Consider the following 14,092-nt stretch of genomic DNA (forward strand, 5'->3'; position numbering starts at 1 on the left):
ATACCAGTCTATCGGTGACGGCTCGTGTAAGATCGTTGAACACTGTTCAAGAGGAGTGAGATTCACCATGCCGATCCGCAACCCCGACGCCGTCGTGCCCGGCTCCCCCGCCGACGGCGCAGCCGTCACGGCGAAGCGCGCCCCCGCTACCGCACGCGACGTCGCCTTCATCGCGGTGTTCGCCGCGCTCCTGGCCGTGCTCGCCCTCCTGCCCGCCATCCCGGTGGGCCCGCTGGGCGTGCCGATCACCCTGCAGACCCTCGGCATGGCGCTGTGCGGGCTCATCCTCGGCGCGTGGCGCGGTGCCGCGGCCGTGCTGCTCTACGTCGTCGTGGGCCTGGCCGGGTTGCCGGTGTTCGCCCAGTTCTCCGGCGGGCTGGGCGTCCTGGCCGGCCCGACGGCCGGGTACCTGCTGGCCTTCCCGCTCAACGCCCTGATCACCGGCGCCGTCGCGACCCGGGTGCTCGCCCGCCGCCCCGCCCGCGGGCCGCGTGCCTTCCTGCTGCTCGTGCTCGCCTGCCTGGCCGGCTCCTTCCTCGCCACGCATCCGCTGGGCATCGTGGGCATGAGCCTGAATGCGCAGCTGCCGCTGGCCCAGGCGGCGCTGTACGACCTGCCGTACTGGCCCGGGGACCTCGTCAAGTGCGCCATCGCCGCCGTCGTGGCCCTGACCGTGTTCAAGGCGTTCCCGCGCCTGGCCCGCCGGGACTTCCGGGGTTAGCCCCGGAGCCGGATCCGCGTCATCATGGAGAGCATGCCAGCACCGTCCATCGTGTTCGAGGCGGCCGGGGTCTCCGTCCCGGACGAGGAGGCCCAGCGCCGAGGAGAGCCAGAGGCCACCCGCGACCTCCTGGAGCCCGTCACCCTGACGCTCACGGAGCGCCGGGTCGCGGTGATCGGCGCCAATGGCTCGGGCAAGTCCACGCTGCTGAAGCTCGTCAACGGCCTCGCCCGGCCGAGCAGCGGGCGGGTCCTCGTGGATGGGGCCTGCACCGCCCGGGACACCGGGCGCGTCCGCCGCACCGTGGGGTTCCTCTTCACCGACCCGCTCGCCCAGCTGGTCATGCCGGTCGTCGTCGAGGACGTGGAACTCTCGCTCCGGGCCCGCGTGCGCGACCGCGCCGAGCGGCGCCGACGCGCCCTGGCGATCCTGGAGCGCCTGGGCATCGAGCGGCTCGCCGAACGCAGCATCTACGATCTCTCCGGCGGCGAACGCCAGCTGGCCGCCCTGGCGACCGTGCTGGCCGCGGGCCAGCGGATCCTCGTCGCCGACGAGCCGACCACGCTGCTGGACCTGCGCAACGACGCGCTGCTGCGGCGGACGCTGGAGGGGCTGGAGCAGCAGGTCGTCTACGCGACCCACGATCTCGACTTCGCCGCCGCGGCCGATCGCGCGCTCGTGGTCGAGGACGGGCGGATCGTGTTCGACGGCCCCGCCCCGGAGGCCGTGGCCGCCTATCGCCGCCTGGCCCTGGAGGGCGTCTGATGCGGATCCGCTCGGACCGCCTCGGCGCCTTCGTCCCCGGCCGCTCGTCGCTCCACCGAGCGCCGCTGGGGGCCAAGTACCTCGCGGTCCTCGCCATCGGAGCCGTCGCCCTGGCCTGGCGCATCGCACCCGTCTCCCTCGGCCTGACGGCGCTGACTATCGCCCTGTATGCGGCGGCGGGCCGCCCCGTGCTGCGCCGTTGGGCCTGGCCGCTCAAGCACCTCTGGTGGATGTTCGCGATCCTCGGCGTGCACCAGTGGTGGCTGGCGGGCGGTGGCGCCGCCGGCGTCTGGCAGGCCGTCGGCATCGTGGGCAGCATGTTCGCCGCGCTGCAGGCCGCCCGGCTCCTGCTGCTCACGACCGAGCAGGCCGACCTGCTCGACGGCCTCGCGCGGGCCCTCGGCCCGCTGCGGCGACTGGGGGTCGATGTCGACGCCGTGACGCTGTCCGTCCACGTCATGCTGCGCAGCATCCCGGCCCTCGCCGCGTCCGCCGGCGACGTCGCCGACGCCGCGGCGTCCCGGGGGCTCCGGCCGAACCCCCTAGTCCTCGCCGGGCCGGTCGTGGTCAGCGCCGTCGGCTACGCGCACCGAACGGCGGACGCGCTCTCGGCCCGCGGGCTCATGGATCGGGACGACGACGCCCACTAGGCCGTCGCCGCGCCGGGCCCGCCGCCGCCACGGGGAGGACGGTGGACCGCCGCTGGAACGACGATGGGACCGCAGCCCTCCGCGGAGGGCTGCGGTCCCATCGTCGTTCGCCGGTCCGTCCCGCACGCAGCGGCCGGTACCGGCGGGGGCCGGGTCTCAGATGTTGAAGCCGAGGGCGCGCATCTGGTCACGGCCGTCGTCGGTGATCCGCTCGGGACCCCACGGCGGCATCCAGACCCAGTTCAGCCGGTGCTCGTCCACCACGTTGGCCAGCGAGGAGGCGACCTGCTCCTCGAGGATGTCCGTGAGCGGGCAGGCCGCCGTCGTCAGGGTCATGTCGATGATGAGCGTGCCCTCGTCGTCGTACTTCAGGCCGTAGAGCAGCCCGAGGTCGACGATGTTGACCCCGAGCTCGGGGTCGATCACGTCCTTCAGCGCCTCCTCGACGTCCTCGAGAGGCGTCTGGGTGTTGCCCTGGGTCTCCTCGCTCATGGCTAGGCCTTCACCAGGAAGCGGTCGTAGCCCTCGTCCTCGAGCTGGTCGGCCAGCTCCGGGCCGCCCTGCTCGGCAATGCGGCCATCGACGAACACGTGCACGAAGTCCGGCTTGATGTAGCGCAGGATGCGGGTGTAGTGGGTGATGAGCAGCGTGCCCATCTCGTTCTGCTCCGCAGCGCGGTTGACGCCGTCGGAGACCACCTTGAGGGCGTCGACGTCGAGGCCGGAGTCGGTCTCGTCGAGGACGGCGAACTTCGGCTTGAAGAGCTCCATCTGGAGGATCTCCACGCGCTTCTTCTCACCGCCGGAGAAGCCCTCGTTGACGTTGCGGTTGGCGAAGTCGGCGTCGATCTTCAGGTTCTCCATGGCCGCCTTGACGTCCTTGGTCCAGTGGCGCAGGCTCGGGGCCTCGCCGTCGATCGCCGTCTTGGCGGTGCGCAGGAAGTTCGTCATGGTGACGCCCGGGACCTCGACCGGGTACTGCATGGCCAGGAAGAGGCCGGCACGGGCGCGCTCGTCGACGCCCATCTCCAGCACGTCCTCGCCGTCGAGCAGGATCGAGCCCGAGGTGACGTTGTAGCGCGGATGCCCGGCGATGGTCGAGGCCAGCGTCGACTTGCCCGAGCCGTTGGGGCCCATGATGGCGTGCGTCTCGCCGGTCTTGATCGTCAGGGTCACGCCCTTGAGGATTTCCTTGGTGCCCTGCTCGGTGTCGATCGAGACGTGCAGGTCCTTGATTTCCAGAGTAGACATGGTGTCCGTTTTCTCCTGATAGGCCGGGTCGACCCGGCGTCGTGGGATATGTCAGGCGTCCTCCGGCGAGCAGTCGCCGGCGATGCCGAGAGTTGGCAGGCCGGCTGCCGCTCGCGCGGCAGCCGGCGGAGGGCTCTAGACCTCGGTGGCCGCGAGCTCGGACTCGACGGTCTCGTTGAGACGCTCCTCGAGCTGCGGGTCCTCGATCTTCTGCAGGATCTCGTTGAGGAAGCCGCGGACCACCAGGCGGCGGGCCGTCTTCTCGTCGATGCCGCGAGCCATCAGGTAGAGCAGGTGCTCGTCGTTGAAACGGCCGGTCGTGCTGGCGTGGCCGGCACCCTCGATCTGCCCGGTCTCGATCTCGAGGTTCGGGACGGAGTCGGAGCGGGTGCCATCCGTGAGGACCAGGTTCCGGTTGGCCTCGTAGGAGTCGGTGCCCTCGGCGTTCTTGCGGATCAGCACGTCGCCGACCCACACGGTGTGGGCGTTCTCGCCCTGGAGGGCACCCTTGTAGAGGACGTCCGACTTGCAGTTGGGCTGCGCGTGGTCCACCAGGAGGCGGTGCTCCAGGTGCTGGCCGGCGTCGGCGAAGTACAGGCCGTACATCTCGGCCTCGGCGCCCGGACCGGCGAAGCGGGCCGACGGCGTCAGGCGCACCAGGTCGCCGCCGAAGGAGACGGTGACGTGGCGGAAGTAGGCGTCCTTGCCGATGCGCGCCTGCTGGCTGGAGGCGTGGATCGCGGTGTCCTCCCACTCCTGCAGCGAGATCACGTTGAGCTTCGCGCCCTCCTTGACGTCGATCTCGACGTTCTGGGAGAGGACGGCGGAGCCCACGTGGTCGAGCACGACGACGGCACTGGAGTTCGGTTCCGCGACCACCACGATGTGCTGGGCGGCGGCCTCGGCCGAGTCGCCCTTGATGGTCAGGGTGGCGGCGGCTCCCTCGGCCCCGGCCGGGATGGTCACGACGGTCGCCTCGGCGGCCGCGTTCCACGCGAGAGCGGACACGCGGTCCTCCGGGACGCCGGCGGACCGGACCCGGGCGTCATCCATGCCGACGGTCTCGACGGACGCGCCGCCCGAGAGCTCGGAGGAGACGGTCGGTGCGGGGCCGCTCGGGGCCTGCTTGTGCAGGGTGCCGAGGCGCTTGAGCGGAGTGAAGCGCCAGTCCTCCTCCCGACCCGTCAGCGCCGGGAAGTCGGCGACGTCGTAGCTCGTGAGGCGCTCGCCCCGCGAGGCCTGCGGGACGGAGGCGGCCGGGCCGTGGCTGTGGGCCTTGGCGGCGTCTCCGCCGATCGGCGAGGAGGTCTCGTTCACCGGGGAGAGGTTCTCGCCCTCCTCGGTGAAGCCTGCGATCGACGGAGTGCCGATACGGGCCTTCTCGCCGGACATTGCGGTTGCGGTCTCAGACATGATTAACCGACGGATCCTTCCATCTGCAGTTCAATGAGGCGGTTCAGCTCGAGCGCGTACTCCATCGGCAACTCACGGGCGATCGGCTCGATGAAGCCGCGCACGATCATCGCCATGGCCTCGTCCTCCGCGAGCCCGCGGGACATGAGGTAGAACAGCTGCTCCTCGGAGACGCGCGAGACGGTCGCCTCGTGGCCCATGGTCACGTCGTCCTCGCGGACGTCGATGTACGGGTACGTGTCCGAACGGCTGATGGTGTCCACCAGCAGCGCGTCGCAGACCACCGAGTTCTTCGCGCCCTTGGCGCCCTCGCGGACCTGGACCAGACCGCGGTAGGCCGAGCGGCCGCCGTTGCGGGCCACCGACTTCGCCACGATCGACGAAGAGGTGTTCGGCGCGATGTGGACCATCTTCGAGCCGGTGTCCTGGTGCTGGCCCTCGCCGGCGAAGGCGATGGAGAGCGTCTCGCCCTTGGCGTGCTCGCCGACCAGGTAGACAGCCGGGTACTTCATGGTGACCTTGGAGCCGATGTTGCCATCGACCCACTCCATGGTGGCGCCCTCTTCGCAGACAGCGCGCTTGGTGACCAGGTTGTACACGTTGTTGGACCAGTTCTGGATGGTCGTGTAGCGGACGCGGGCGCCCTTCTTCACAACGATCTCGACGACGGCCGAGTGCAGCGAGTCCGACTGGTAGATCGGCGCGGTGCAGCCCTCGATGTAGTGCACGTACGAGTCCTCGTCCGCGATGATCAGCGTGCGCTCGAACTGGCCCATGTTCTCGGTGTTGATTCGGAAGTAGGCCTGCAGCGGGATGTCGACGTGCACGCCCTTGGGGACGTAGACGAACGAGCCGCCCGACCAGACGGCCGTGTTCAGCGAGGCGAACTTGTTGTCGCCCACCGGGATGACCGAGCCGAAGTACTCCTGGAAGATCTCCGGGTGCTCGCGCAGGCCCGTGTCGGTGTCCAGGAAGATGACGCCCTGGCGCTCCAGGTCCTCGCGGAGCTGGTGGTAGACGACCTCGGACTCGTACTGCGCGGCGACGCCGGAGACGAGGCGCTGCTTCTCGGCCTCGGGGATGCCGAGCTTGTCGTACGTGTTCTTGATGTCCTCGGGCAGCTCGTCCCAGGTGGTCGCCTGCTTCTCGGTGGAGCGCACGAAGTACTTGATGTTGTCGAAGTCGATCCCGGTGAGGTCTGCACCCCACGTCGGCATCGGCTTGCGATCGAAGTACTTGAGCCCCTTGAGGCGGAGGTCGAGCATCCACTCGGGCTCGCTCTTCTTCGACGAGATGTCGCGGACGACTTCCTCGCTCAGGCCGCGGCGCGCATTGGCGCCGGCGTCGTTCTTGTCCGACCAGCCGTATTCGTAGTTGCCGATGCCGTGGAGCTCGGGATTCTTCTCGAGGATCTCGGCGATCACACCTGGATCGGCGGCCTCTTGTGAAATCTGATCCGTCATCGCAGCCTCTCCTGCTTGTTGATCTTGATTCGAGTTCTCTTCTCAGCACGCTGAGGAGTCTTGTGTCGCCCGACCGGGACGTGCGTGGTGCACACGTGCCCGCCGCGGGCCAGCGTCGACAGCCTGCGCACGTCGACGCCCAGCAGCCGGGCGAAAGTCTTGGTCTCTTCCTCGCAGAAGTCGGGGAAGGCCGACGCGAGGCCCTGGATCGGGCAGTGGCCCTGGCAGAGCTGGATGCTCTGCATGGCCTCGGGCAGGTTCGCCCCGACGTCGCGCGTGTAACCGACGAAACCGTCCTCCGCGAGAGCCTTGGCGAGCACGTCGGCTCGAGCTGCGACGTCGTCCCCTGCTGCCTCGACCAGGGGGCGGTAGCGCTCCTCCATGGCCTGGAAGCGTCGGGCGGCGAAGGCCGCGATGGCATCGTCCCCGGCTGCGGAGCGCAGCTCCGTCAGCGCGTCGGTGGCCAAGTCCAGGTAATCGTTGCCGAGCTTGGCCTGGCCACGGTGGCTGAGCACGTACCGCCGTGCCGGACGGCCGGCTCCGCTGCCCTGGCTCGCGATGAGCTTGACCTCGACCAGGCCCTGCTTGCTCAGGGCGTCCAGGTGGCGCCGGACGGCGGCCGGCGTGAAGCCGAGCGACTCACCGAGCTCGGCGGCGCTGACGGGGCCTTCCTCGAGCACTGCCTGGAGCACCCGGTCACGAGTGCGCTCCTCGGCATCGGGCGTGCGGGTCTCGGGCACGGGACGATCCGGGGCGTTCACCCCGTTCACGTCAGGTCTGCTCACATCGGCTGAATACACAACATAATCATGACCTATTCAAAACTAATCCGCTAGCAAGGCGACCCTTAATAGGAGCCCCCGCGGCGTGAGTTTCGGCACTCCGGGGCGCCACGTCTCGCGTGGCGTCGCAGACCAGACTAGCGACGCCGCGCCTCGAGGGCCATGGCCTGCGCCTCCCCGCCGGTTTATGACGGACGGGCGCCGTTCTCTACGTCGCGTAGAATGGCCCCGTGTCTTCGTCAACCCCTGCTCTGACGGTCGACGGCCTCCGCAAGGACTTCGGCCCCGTCGCCGCGCTCGACGGCCGGATGGTGCGCGTCCTCCACGGCATCGGCCTGCGGGCCGAGTTCGGCGCTGTCACCACCCTTCTGGGGACGAACGGCGCCGGCAAGTCCACGACCCTGGCCTGCGCGCAGGGCCTCCTGAAGCCGGACGGGGGCACCGTCTCGCTGCTCGGGCACGACCCGTATCGGGCCGGCTCGGCGATCCGCTCGCGCGTCGGCGTGATGCTGCAGGACGGCGGCCTCCCGCCGTCGGTGCGGCCGGCGGCGCTCCTCCGGCACGTGGCCGGCATGTTCCGGGCTCCGGAGGATCCCGCGGCGCTCATGGCGCGGCTCGGCATCGACGAGTTCGCGCACACCCCCATCCGCCGGCTCTCCGGCGGCCAGAAGCAGCGCGTCGCCCTGGCCGCGGCCCTGGTGGGCCGCCCAGAGGTCGTGTTCCTCGACGAACCGAGCGCCGGACTGGACCCGCAGTCCCGGCAGACGGTCTTCGAGCTGATCAGGGAGCTGCGCGACGCGGGCCTGGCGATCGTCCTCACCACGCACCTCATGGACGACGCGCAGCGCCTCTCCGACTACGTGTACATCATCTCCGGCGGCCGCAACGTCGCCGAGGGCACCGTGGCCGAGCTGACCTCGCACGAGCCGACCGAGGCGCGCGTGCTGGAGGTCGTGGCCGAGGCGCCGCTCGCCGCAGACGCCGAGCTGGGCGCCGCGGGCCTGACGGTCCACCCCGACGACGGCGGCCGGTTCCGCATCGTCGGCATCTCCACGCCGGCCCATCTGGCCGCGGTCACGGCGTGGCTGGAGCGCCATGGAGTCCTGCCGACGGCGCTGAGCATGCAGCCGCGCAGCCTCGAGGACGTCTTCCTGCATCTGGCGGGCGGCTCGGGGGCCGAGGGAGCAACCACTGGGCTCGAGCCGGACGCTCCCGTGGACCCCGCCGGCCGACGGACTCCCCTCGTACAACGCCCGAACGGAACGGAATGAGCACTCCCCTGGCCCCCTCCCGGCACGATGACCCCGCAGCGCGGGGCAACGCCGTCCCCCTGCCGTCCCGGATCCTCCGCCACGGCGGCTACGAGACGGCCCTGATGCTGCGCAACGGTGAGCAGCTCGTCCTGGCCGTGGTGCTGCCGCTGCTCGCCCTCGTCGGGCTGACGCTCGTGGACGTGCTCGACGGCGTCGGCCCGACCCGCATCGACGCGGCCGCGCCCGGCGTGCTGGCCCTCTGCGTCGTCTCCACCGCGTTCACCGGCCAGGGCATCGCCACCGGCTTCGACCGCCGCTACGGCGTCCTGACCTTCCTCTCCACCACCCCGCTCGGCAAGGCGGGCCTGATCTTCGGCAAGGCGGTCGCCGTCCTCTGCGTCCTCGCCCTGCAGGTGGTGCTCATCGCCGTCGTCGCACTGCTCCTCGGCTGGCGGCCGGACCCGGCCGGGATCCTCGCGGCCGTGCCGCTGCTGCTGCTCGGCACGGCGGCCTTCACCTCGCTCGGTCTGCTGATCGCCGGCACCGTGCGCCCGGAGGCGACGCTGGCCATCACCAACCTGGCGTGGGTCCTCCTGGCGGCTGCGGGTGGTCTGCTGCTGCCGGCCGACCGGCTCCCGGGCGCGCTCTCGGCCCTCGTCGGCTTCCTCCCCTCGGCCGCCCTCGGCGACGGCCTCAGGGCAGCCCTCATCGACGGGGCGCTCCCGCTCGGACCCTTCGTCGTCCTCCTAGTGTGGGCAGTCGCCGCGGGCACGGCCGCGACCCGGTGGTTCAAATGGACCTGACCCGCGTTCCGAACCGCACTCCTCCGGCTCCGCCGTGCCTGTCCCTCCCGTACCACCCTCCGATCGGAGTCCTGCTGTGACCGTGACCGCCACCCGTTGGACCGACCGCCTGCCCACGCGTGTGGGCCCGGGCGTGCACGCCCTCGCGATCGCCTCCCTGGTCTCGCAGATCGGCATCATCGTCACCGGCGGGGCGGTCCGGCTCACGGAGTCCGGCCTGGGCTGCTCGGAGTGGCCGCACTGCGTGCCCGGCTCGATGACGCCGACGCCGGAGATGGGCATCCACGGGCTCATCGAGTTCGGGAACCGCACCCTCACCTTCGTCCTCACGGCGATCGCCGTGGCGATGATCGCCTCGGTCTGGCGACTGCGCAGGACGGAGCCGGTACTGTTCCGGCTCGCCCTGGTCCTGCTCGGCATCATCCCCGCCCAAGCGGTGATCGGCGGCATCACCGTCTGGACCGATCTGAACCCGTGGGTGGTCAGCCTGCACTTCCTGGTCTCGGCCGTGGTGGTCGGCTTCGCCACGCTGCTGGTCAACCGCACCGGCCGGATCCTCCGCGGCGAGGAGTCCGTGGCGATCCGGCCGCTGCCGAAGGCGATCCGCGGGCTCGGCTGGACGGTACTCGCCACGGCGGCCGCCGCCGTCGTCCTGGGCACGATCGTCACCGGCACGGGACCGCATGCCGGCGATGCGGGGGCGCCGCGCCACCCGTTCGATCCCGAGATCGTCACCCGCCTGCACACCGCTCCCGTGTACCTCCTCGTGGCCGCCACGCTTCTCCTGCTGGTGCTCGCCGCCAGGGACCCGCGGCAGCGTGCGCTGCGCCGGGCCGTCGTCCTGCTCGTGGCCGTCGTCCTGCTGCAGGGGGCCATCGGCTACTGGCAGCACTTCACCGGGCTGCCCGTGGTCCTGGTGATGGCGCACATGCTGGGCTCGGCGCTGCTGGTCGCCGCCGCGACCAACGTCTGGGACCGGGCCACGGGCCGCTTCCCGCTCTGACGCGACGCGGGCCGCGGCCCGACTTGCGCCCGCTGGCCGCGCTGGCATAGGAAGTCCTCATGACTTCCGACACCGCCGCGGCCCAGACCGCACCAGCAGGAGCCGCGCCCGCGGCCGCCACTCCCGTCCGGATCCGGCCCGCGGAGCCGCGGGACGTGCCGCACCTGCTGGGCATGATCAACGAGCTCGCCGAGTACGAGCGCGAGCCCGAGGCCGTCCGCAACTCCGAGGAGATGCTCCGGGAGCACCTGTTCGGCGCGCAGCCGGGAGTCTTCGGGCACGTGGCTGAGACCGCCGGGAACGACGGCGAGGACGGCGCCGTGGTGGGGATGGCCCTCTGGTATCTCACCTACTCCACGTGGGAGGGCGTGCACGGCATCCACCTGGAGGACCTCTACGTGCGCCCGGAGGCGCGCGGAACCGGCAGCGGCAGGGCGCTCCTGGCGACGCTGGCCGCCATCGCCGTCGAGCGCGGCTACCGGCGTGTGGAGTGGCAGGTCCTGGACTGGAACGCACCGGCCATCGGGTTCTACGACGCGCTCGGGGCCGGATCCATGGACGGCTGGACCACCCGGCGGCTGGACGGCGACGCGTTGCGCGACGTCGCAGCCCAGGCGCCGGTGATCGCATGAGCGGCACCGCGACGGCGGCCTCCGTCACCGCCGGCCACACCGTCCGCGGCAGTCGATCCTTCCGCGGGCTGCGCACCGCCGAGCACTGGTTCGAGGTGCCGCTGGACCACCGTTCCCCCGAGGGCGAGCAGCTGGCGGTCTTCGCCCGGGAGGTGGTCTCCGCCCGGCACGCCGATCCCGAGCAGCTTCCCTGGCTGCTCTACCTCCAGGGCGGTCCCGGGAGCGGGGCCCCGCGTGTCACGGGCCTCTCCGGCTGGCTGGGCGAGGCGGCGGAGCACTTCCGCGTCCTCCTGCTGGACCAGCGCGGCACGGGCCTCAGCTCGCCCCTGAACCGGCAGACGCTCCCCCTCGTCGGCGACGCCGCGGCGCAGGCGGCCCACCTGCGCCGCTTCCGCGCCGACTCGATCGTGCACGACGCCGAGGCGATCCGCCGCGCGCTCGGCGTCGAACGCTGGACCACCCTCGGTCAGAGCTACGGCGGGTTCATCACCCTGACCTATCTCTCCATGGCACCCGAGGGCCTGGAGCGGTCCCTGGTCACGGGGGGCCTCGCCCCGCTCACCGGCCACGCCGACCGCGTCTACCGCGCGACGTACGCGCGCATGGCGGCCCGGAACCGCGAGTACTTCGAGTGGTACCCCGAGGATCGCGCCACCCTCGACGGCGTGTTCGAGCACGTCGCCCAGGTGCCCGAGGCCCTTCCGGACGGTCGCCCGGTCACCCGCGGTCTCGTGCAGATGCTCGGCCAGTACCTGGGCGGCAACACGCGGGTGCACCAGCTGCACCACGTCCTCGAGCGGCCCTTCGTGCACACGCCGGACGGCCGGCGCCTCGCCGACGCGTTCCTCGAGACGCTGCAGCAGCTCGTCTCGCGGCTGGACAACCCGCTGTACGCGTTGATGCACGAGTCGATCTACGGTCAGGCCGGCCTCGGAGGCCGGGAGGACGACGGCGGCACCGCCACCGCGTGGTCGGCCGACCGGGTCCTCGCCGACTTCCCGGACTTCCGCCCCGAGGCGCCGCAGCCGCTCCTGACCGGCGAGATGGTCTACCCGTGGTACTTCACCGACGATCCGGCTCTGGAGCCCTTGCGCGGGACGGCCGAGGAGCTCGCCGCCGTCGACGACTGGGAGGACCTCTACGACCTGGCGGCTCTGGCGGAGAACCGCGTGCCGGTCGCCGCAGCGGTCTACAGCGACGACGTCTACGTCGACCGCGACCTGAGCCTGGAGACGGCCGGACGGGTCCGCGGATTGCGCGTCTGGGAGTCCGCGGACTTCCATCACGACGGGATCGCCGACGACGGGCCCCTCATCCTCCGGACGCTGCTGGCGATGACCGCGCCGGCCGGCACCGGATCCGATCAGCCGCCGACCGAGGCCGGCACCGAGACCGAGGACGGCCGAGCATGAGCCTGTACATCACCGGAGACGCCAGCGCCGACCGCCTGCTCGAGGAGGAACCGCTGGCGCTGCTCCTGGGCATGCTGCTGGACCAGCAGGTCACCATGGAGTCGGCGTTCGCGGGCCCGGCCAAGATCGCCGACCGGGCGGGCACCCTCGACCCCGCCGCCCTAGCGGCCATCGAGCCGGCCGATTTCGAGGAGCTGTTCCGGATCAGTCCGGCGGTCCACCGCTTCCCCGGCTCCATGGCCGGGCGCGTGCAAGCGGTCTGCGCCGCGGTCCGGGACGACTGGGACTCGCGGGCCGAGGGCATCTGGACCCGCGGGGAGCCCACGGGTGCCGAGGTCCTCAAACGGCTGAAGGCTCTGCCGGGCTTCGGCGAGCAGAAGGCGCGGACCTTCCTGGCCCTGCTCGGCAAGCAGTTCGGGCTCGCGGCCCCCGGCTGGCGAGAGGCCGCGGGACCGTACGGGGCCGAGGACGCGCTGATGTCGGTGGCGGACATCGTCGACCCGGTCTCCCTGGCCAAGGTGCGGGAGAACAAGAAGGCGATGAAGGCAGCCGCGAAGAAGAAGTAGCACGAACGGCCGCGGGCCGCGCCGTCCGAGTCGTCTCGGCGGCGCGGCCCGCGGCCGTCGCTTGTCGCGCCCGGGGAGCCCCGGAAAGCGCTGGTGAGGACTATTCGGACTTGTCCGCCCCGACCTCGTCCGGGTGGCGGACCTTGTCGACGTCCGCCTTGAGCCGTGCGTCCATCGCGGCCTCGCGGCCCTTCTTGGACATCAGGGATGCAACGGTGGCGACCACGATCGTGGTCAGGATGACCGCCAGGGACAGCGGCGTCGAGATGTCGGGGACCCACTCGACGTGCTGGCCGCCGTTGATGAACGGCAGCTCGTTGTGGCTGATCGCGTGCAGGATGAGCTTCACGCCGATGAACGCCAGGATGAAGGACAGGCCGTGCTTGAGGTAGATGAGCCGGTCCATGAGGCCGCCGAGCAGGAAGTACAGCTGGCGCAGGCCCATCAGGGCGAAGATGTTGGCGGTGAAGACGATGAACGCACTCTGCGTCAGTCCGAAGATCGCCGGGATCGAGTCGATGGCGAACATCAGGTCCGTCATGCCGATCGTGATGAACACCATGACCATGGGGGTGAACATCTTCCGGCCGTCGACCGTGGTGCGGAGCTTGTTGCCGTCGTATTTCTCGGAGACGGGGAGCTTCTTGGTCAGCCGGGCGACCAGGCCGTTCTCGGCGCCATCCTCCTCGTCGCCGCCGTCGTCCTTGAGCTGGTGCCAGGCCGTCCAGAGCAGGAACGCGCCGAAGATGTAGAAGACCCACGTGAAGTGCTCGATCAGGGTGGCGCCGAGCAGGATGAAGATGCCGCGCAGGATGAGCGCGATGATGATGCCGAACATCAGCACTTCCTGCTGGTACTTCCGCGGCACCGAGAAGCGGGCCATGATGATGATGAAGACGAACAGGTTGTCGACGCTGAGGCTGTACTCGGTGACCCAGCCGGCGACGAACTCCTGGCCGTACTGGGGGCCGGCCTGCCAGAACAGGAGCCCGGCGAAGACGAGCGCGAGGGTGACGTAGAAACCGACCCAGAGGCCGGCTTCCTTCATGGACGGCTCATGGGGCCGCCGGACCACGTAGAGCAGGTCGAACAGGAGGATCAGGCCGAGGACCGTCAGCGAGACGATTTCGAACCCGAGGGACAAGTGGTCTGACACTCAGTACCTTTCGCAGGGCGGCCGGCACGTGCGGCCGCTTCGGATAGTCCAGTCGCCGCAAGTCTCTCCGCCGCCCGCCCCGGTGCCGCAGTGCGGCCGCCCGGTGCGGGACCGGCCACTGCGCCCGGCCGATGGCTCGCGACCGGGCCTCCCCGTCTCTCGACGGGGGTACCGGCGCGGCTGCTACGACCGAGAAGGTCGGTCGGCGGCAGCTCGGCGTGTT

Annotated in this window: 15 protein-coding genes; 9 read left to right on the plus strand and 6 right to left on the minus strand. The window is 70.8% G+C overall.

From position 1 onward, the window contains the following. Positions 1–67 precede the first annotated feature (67 nt). Genes ABD784_RS02720 through ABD784_RS02730 form a run of 3 tightly spaced genes read left to right on the plus strand, consistent with a single transcriptional unit; the run spans position 68 to position 2,136 of the window. Complete coding sequence (locus tag ABD784_RS02720) at positions 68–721, plus strand: biotin transporter BioY (RefSeq protein WP_344879562.1); 654 nt, start codon at positions 68–70, stop codon at positions 719–721. A gap of 33 nt (positions 722–754) precedes the next feature. After that, entirely contained in the window at positions 755–1,486 is a 732-nt protein-coding gene (locus ABD784_RS02725; protein ID WP_344879565.1) for an energy-coupling factor ABC transporter ATP-binding protein, read from the plus strand. Continuing rightward, a complete protein-coding gene (locus tag ABD784_RS02730) occupies positions 1,486–2,136 on the plus strand; it encodes an energy-coupling factor transporter transmembrane component T family protein (protein WP_344879568.1) in 651 nt (216 codons plus the stop codon). Before ABD784_RS02725 ends, ABD784_RS02730 begins: the two co-directional genes overlap by 1 nt. Before the next feature lie 156 nt (positions 2,137–2,292). On the opposite strand, the gene ABD784_RS02735 is transcribed toward ABD784_RS02730, so the two are convergent. The 5 genes from ABD784_RS02735 to ABD784_RS02755 form a co-directional block, all read right to left on the minus strand. Continuing rightward, positions 2,293–2,628, minus strand: a complete 336-nt coding sequence (locus ABD784_RS02735; RefSeq protein WP_344879571.1) for a metal-sulfur cluster assembly factor — start codon at positions 2,626–2,628, stop codon at positions 2,293–2,295. A 2-nt stretch (positions 2,629–2,630) separates the two neighbouring features. Continuing rightward, a complete protein-coding gene (sufC, locus tag ABD784_RS02740; RefSeq protein WP_344879574.1) occupies positions 2,631–3,386 on the minus strand; it encodes a Fe-S cluster assembly ATPase SufC in 756 nt (251 codons plus the stop codon). Positions 3,387–3,521: 135 nt separating this feature from the next. Next, positions 3,522–4,799 carry a Fe-S cluster assembly protein SufD gene (gene sufD, locus ABD784_RS02745; RefSeq protein WP_344879577.1) on the minus strand — a complete coding sequence of 426 codons (1,278 nt, stop codon included), beginning with the start codon at positions 4,797–4,799 and terminating at the stop codon, positions 3,522–3,524. Between the two features lie 2 nt (positions 4,800–4,801). Beyond that, positions 4,802–6,262 carry a Fe-S cluster assembly protein SufB gene (gene sufB, locus ABD784_RS02750; RefSeq protein WP_344879580.1) on the minus strand — a complete coding sequence of 487 codons (1,461 nt, stop codon included), beginning with the start codon at positions 6,260–6,262 and terminating at the stop codon, positions 4,802–4,804. Beyond that, the gene (locus ABD784_RS02755; RefSeq protein WP_425582908.1) at positions 6,259–7,047 is read right to left on the minus strand and encodes a helix-turn-helix transcriptional regulator; all 789 of its coding nucleotides are present in this window, start codon (positions 7,045–7,047) and stop codon (positions 6,259–6,261) included. Before ABD784_RS02755 ends, sufB begins: the two co-directional genes overlap by 4 nt. Positions 7,048–7,274: 227 nt before the next feature. Here ABD784_RS02755 and ABD784_RS02760 point away from each other — a divergent pair, with 227 nt between their 5' ends. The 6 genes from ABD784_RS02760 (at position 7,275) to ABD784_RS02785 (ending at position 12,713) form a co-directional block, all read left to right on the plus strand. Continuing rightward, positions 7,275–8,315 (plus strand): ABC transporter ATP-binding protein, encoded by a 1,041-nt coding sequence (locus tag ABD784_RS02760; protein ID WP_344879583.1) that lies wholly within the window; start codon positions 7,275–7,277, stop codon positions 8,313–8,315. Further along, positions 8,312–9,100 (plus strand): ABC transporter permease, encoded by a 789-nt coding sequence (locus ABD784_RS02765; RefSeq protein WP_344879586.1) that lies wholly within the window; start codon positions 8,312–8,314, stop codon positions 9,098–9,100. The genes ABD784_RS02760 and ABD784_RS02765 overlap by 4 nt, the downstream gene beginning before the upstream one ends. Before the next feature lie 82 nt (positions 9,101–9,182). After that, on the plus strand, positions 9,183–10,103 hold the full coding sequence (locus ABD784_RS02770; RefSeq protein ID WP_344879589.1) for a COX15/CtaA family protein: 921 nt from the start codon (positions 9,183–9,185) through the stop codon (positions 10,101–10,103). A 173-nt stretch (positions 10,104–10,276) separates the two neighbouring features. Further along, a complete protein-coding gene (locus tag ABD784_RS02775) occupies positions 10,277–10,735 on the plus strand; it encodes a GNAT family N-acetyltransferase (protein WP_344881269.1) in 459 nt (152 codons plus the stop codon). After that, positions 10,732–12,147: an alpha/beta fold hydrolase gene (locus tag ABD784_RS02780; protein WP_344879592.1), complete on the plus strand. Its 1,416-nt coding sequence runs from the start codon at positions 10,732–10,734 to the stop codon at positions 12,145–12,147. The genes ABD784_RS02775 and ABD784_RS02780 overlap by 4 nt, the downstream gene beginning before the upstream one ends. After that, positions 12,144–12,713: an HhH-GPD-type base excision DNA repair protein gene (locus ABD784_RS02785; RefSeq protein ID WP_344879595.1), complete on the plus strand. Its 570-nt coding sequence runs from the start codon at positions 12,144–12,146 to the stop codon at positions 12,711–12,713. Before ABD784_RS02780 ends, ABD784_RS02785 begins: the two co-directional genes overlap by 4 nt. 100 nt (positions 12,714–12,813) lie before the next feature. Here ABD784_RS02785 and ABD784_RS02790 read toward each other — a convergent pair whose 3' ends face one another. Further along, positions 12,814–13,869, minus strand: a complete 1,056-nt coding sequence (locus tag ABD784_RS02790) for a TerC family protein (protein ID WP_344879597.1) — start codon at positions 13,867–13,869, stop codon at positions 12,814–12,816. Between the last annotated feature and the right edge of the window lie 223 nt (positions 13,870–14,092).

The sequence above is a fragment of the Zhihengliuella alba genome (assembly GCF_039538765.1).
In the GTDB taxonomy this organism is placed as follows: domain Bacteria; phylum Actinomycetota; class Actinomycetes; order Actinomycetales; family Micrococcaceae; genus Zhihengliuella; species Zhihengliuella alba.

Bases quoted from the DNA above. Each gene is read 5' to 3' on its own strand.
- ABD784_RS02720 (WP_344879562.1), top strand. From the start codon at position 68: ATGCCGATCCGCAACCCCGACGCCGTCGTGCCCGGCTCCCCCGCCGAC.
- ABD784_RS02725 (WP_344879565.1), top strand. From the start codon at position 755: ATGCCAGCACCGTCCATCGTGTTCGAGGCGGCCGGGGTCTCCGTCCCG.
- ABD784_RS02730 (WP_344879568.1), top strand. From the start codon at position 1,486: ATGCGGATCCGCTCGGACCGCCTCGGCGCCTTCGTCCCCGGCCGCTCG.
- ABD784_RS02735 (WP_344879571.1), bottom strand. From the start codon at position 2,628: ATGAGCGAGGAGACCCAGGGCAACACCCAGACGCCTCTCGAGGACGTC.
- sufC (WP_344879574.1), bottom strand. From the start codon at position 3,386: ATGTCTACTCTGGAAATCAAGGACCTGCACGTCTCGATCGACACCGAG.
- sufD (WP_344879577.1), bottom strand. From the start codon at position 4,799: ATGTCTGAGACCGCAACCGCAATGTCCGGCGAGAAGGCCCGTATCGGC.
- sufB (WP_344879580.1), bottom strand. From the start codon at position 6,262: ATGACGGATCAGATTTCACAAGAGGCCGCCGATCCAGGTGTGATCGCC.
- ABD784_RS02765 (WP_344879586.1), top strand. From the start codon at position 8,312: ATGAGCACTCCCCTGGCCCCCTCCCGGCACGATGACCCCGCAGCGCGG.
- ABD784_RS02775 (WP_344881269.1), top strand. From the start codon at position 10,277: ATGATCAACGAGCTCGCCGAGTACGAGCGCGAGCCCGAGGCCGTCCGC.
- ABD784_RS02780 (WP_344879592.1), top strand. From the start codon at position 10,732: ATGAGCGGCACCGCGACGGCGGCCTCCGTCACCGCCGGCCACACCGTC.
- ABD784_RS02785 (WP_344879595.1), top strand. From the start codon at position 12,144: ATGAGCCTGTACATCACCGGAGACGCCAGCGCCGACCGCCTGCTCGAG.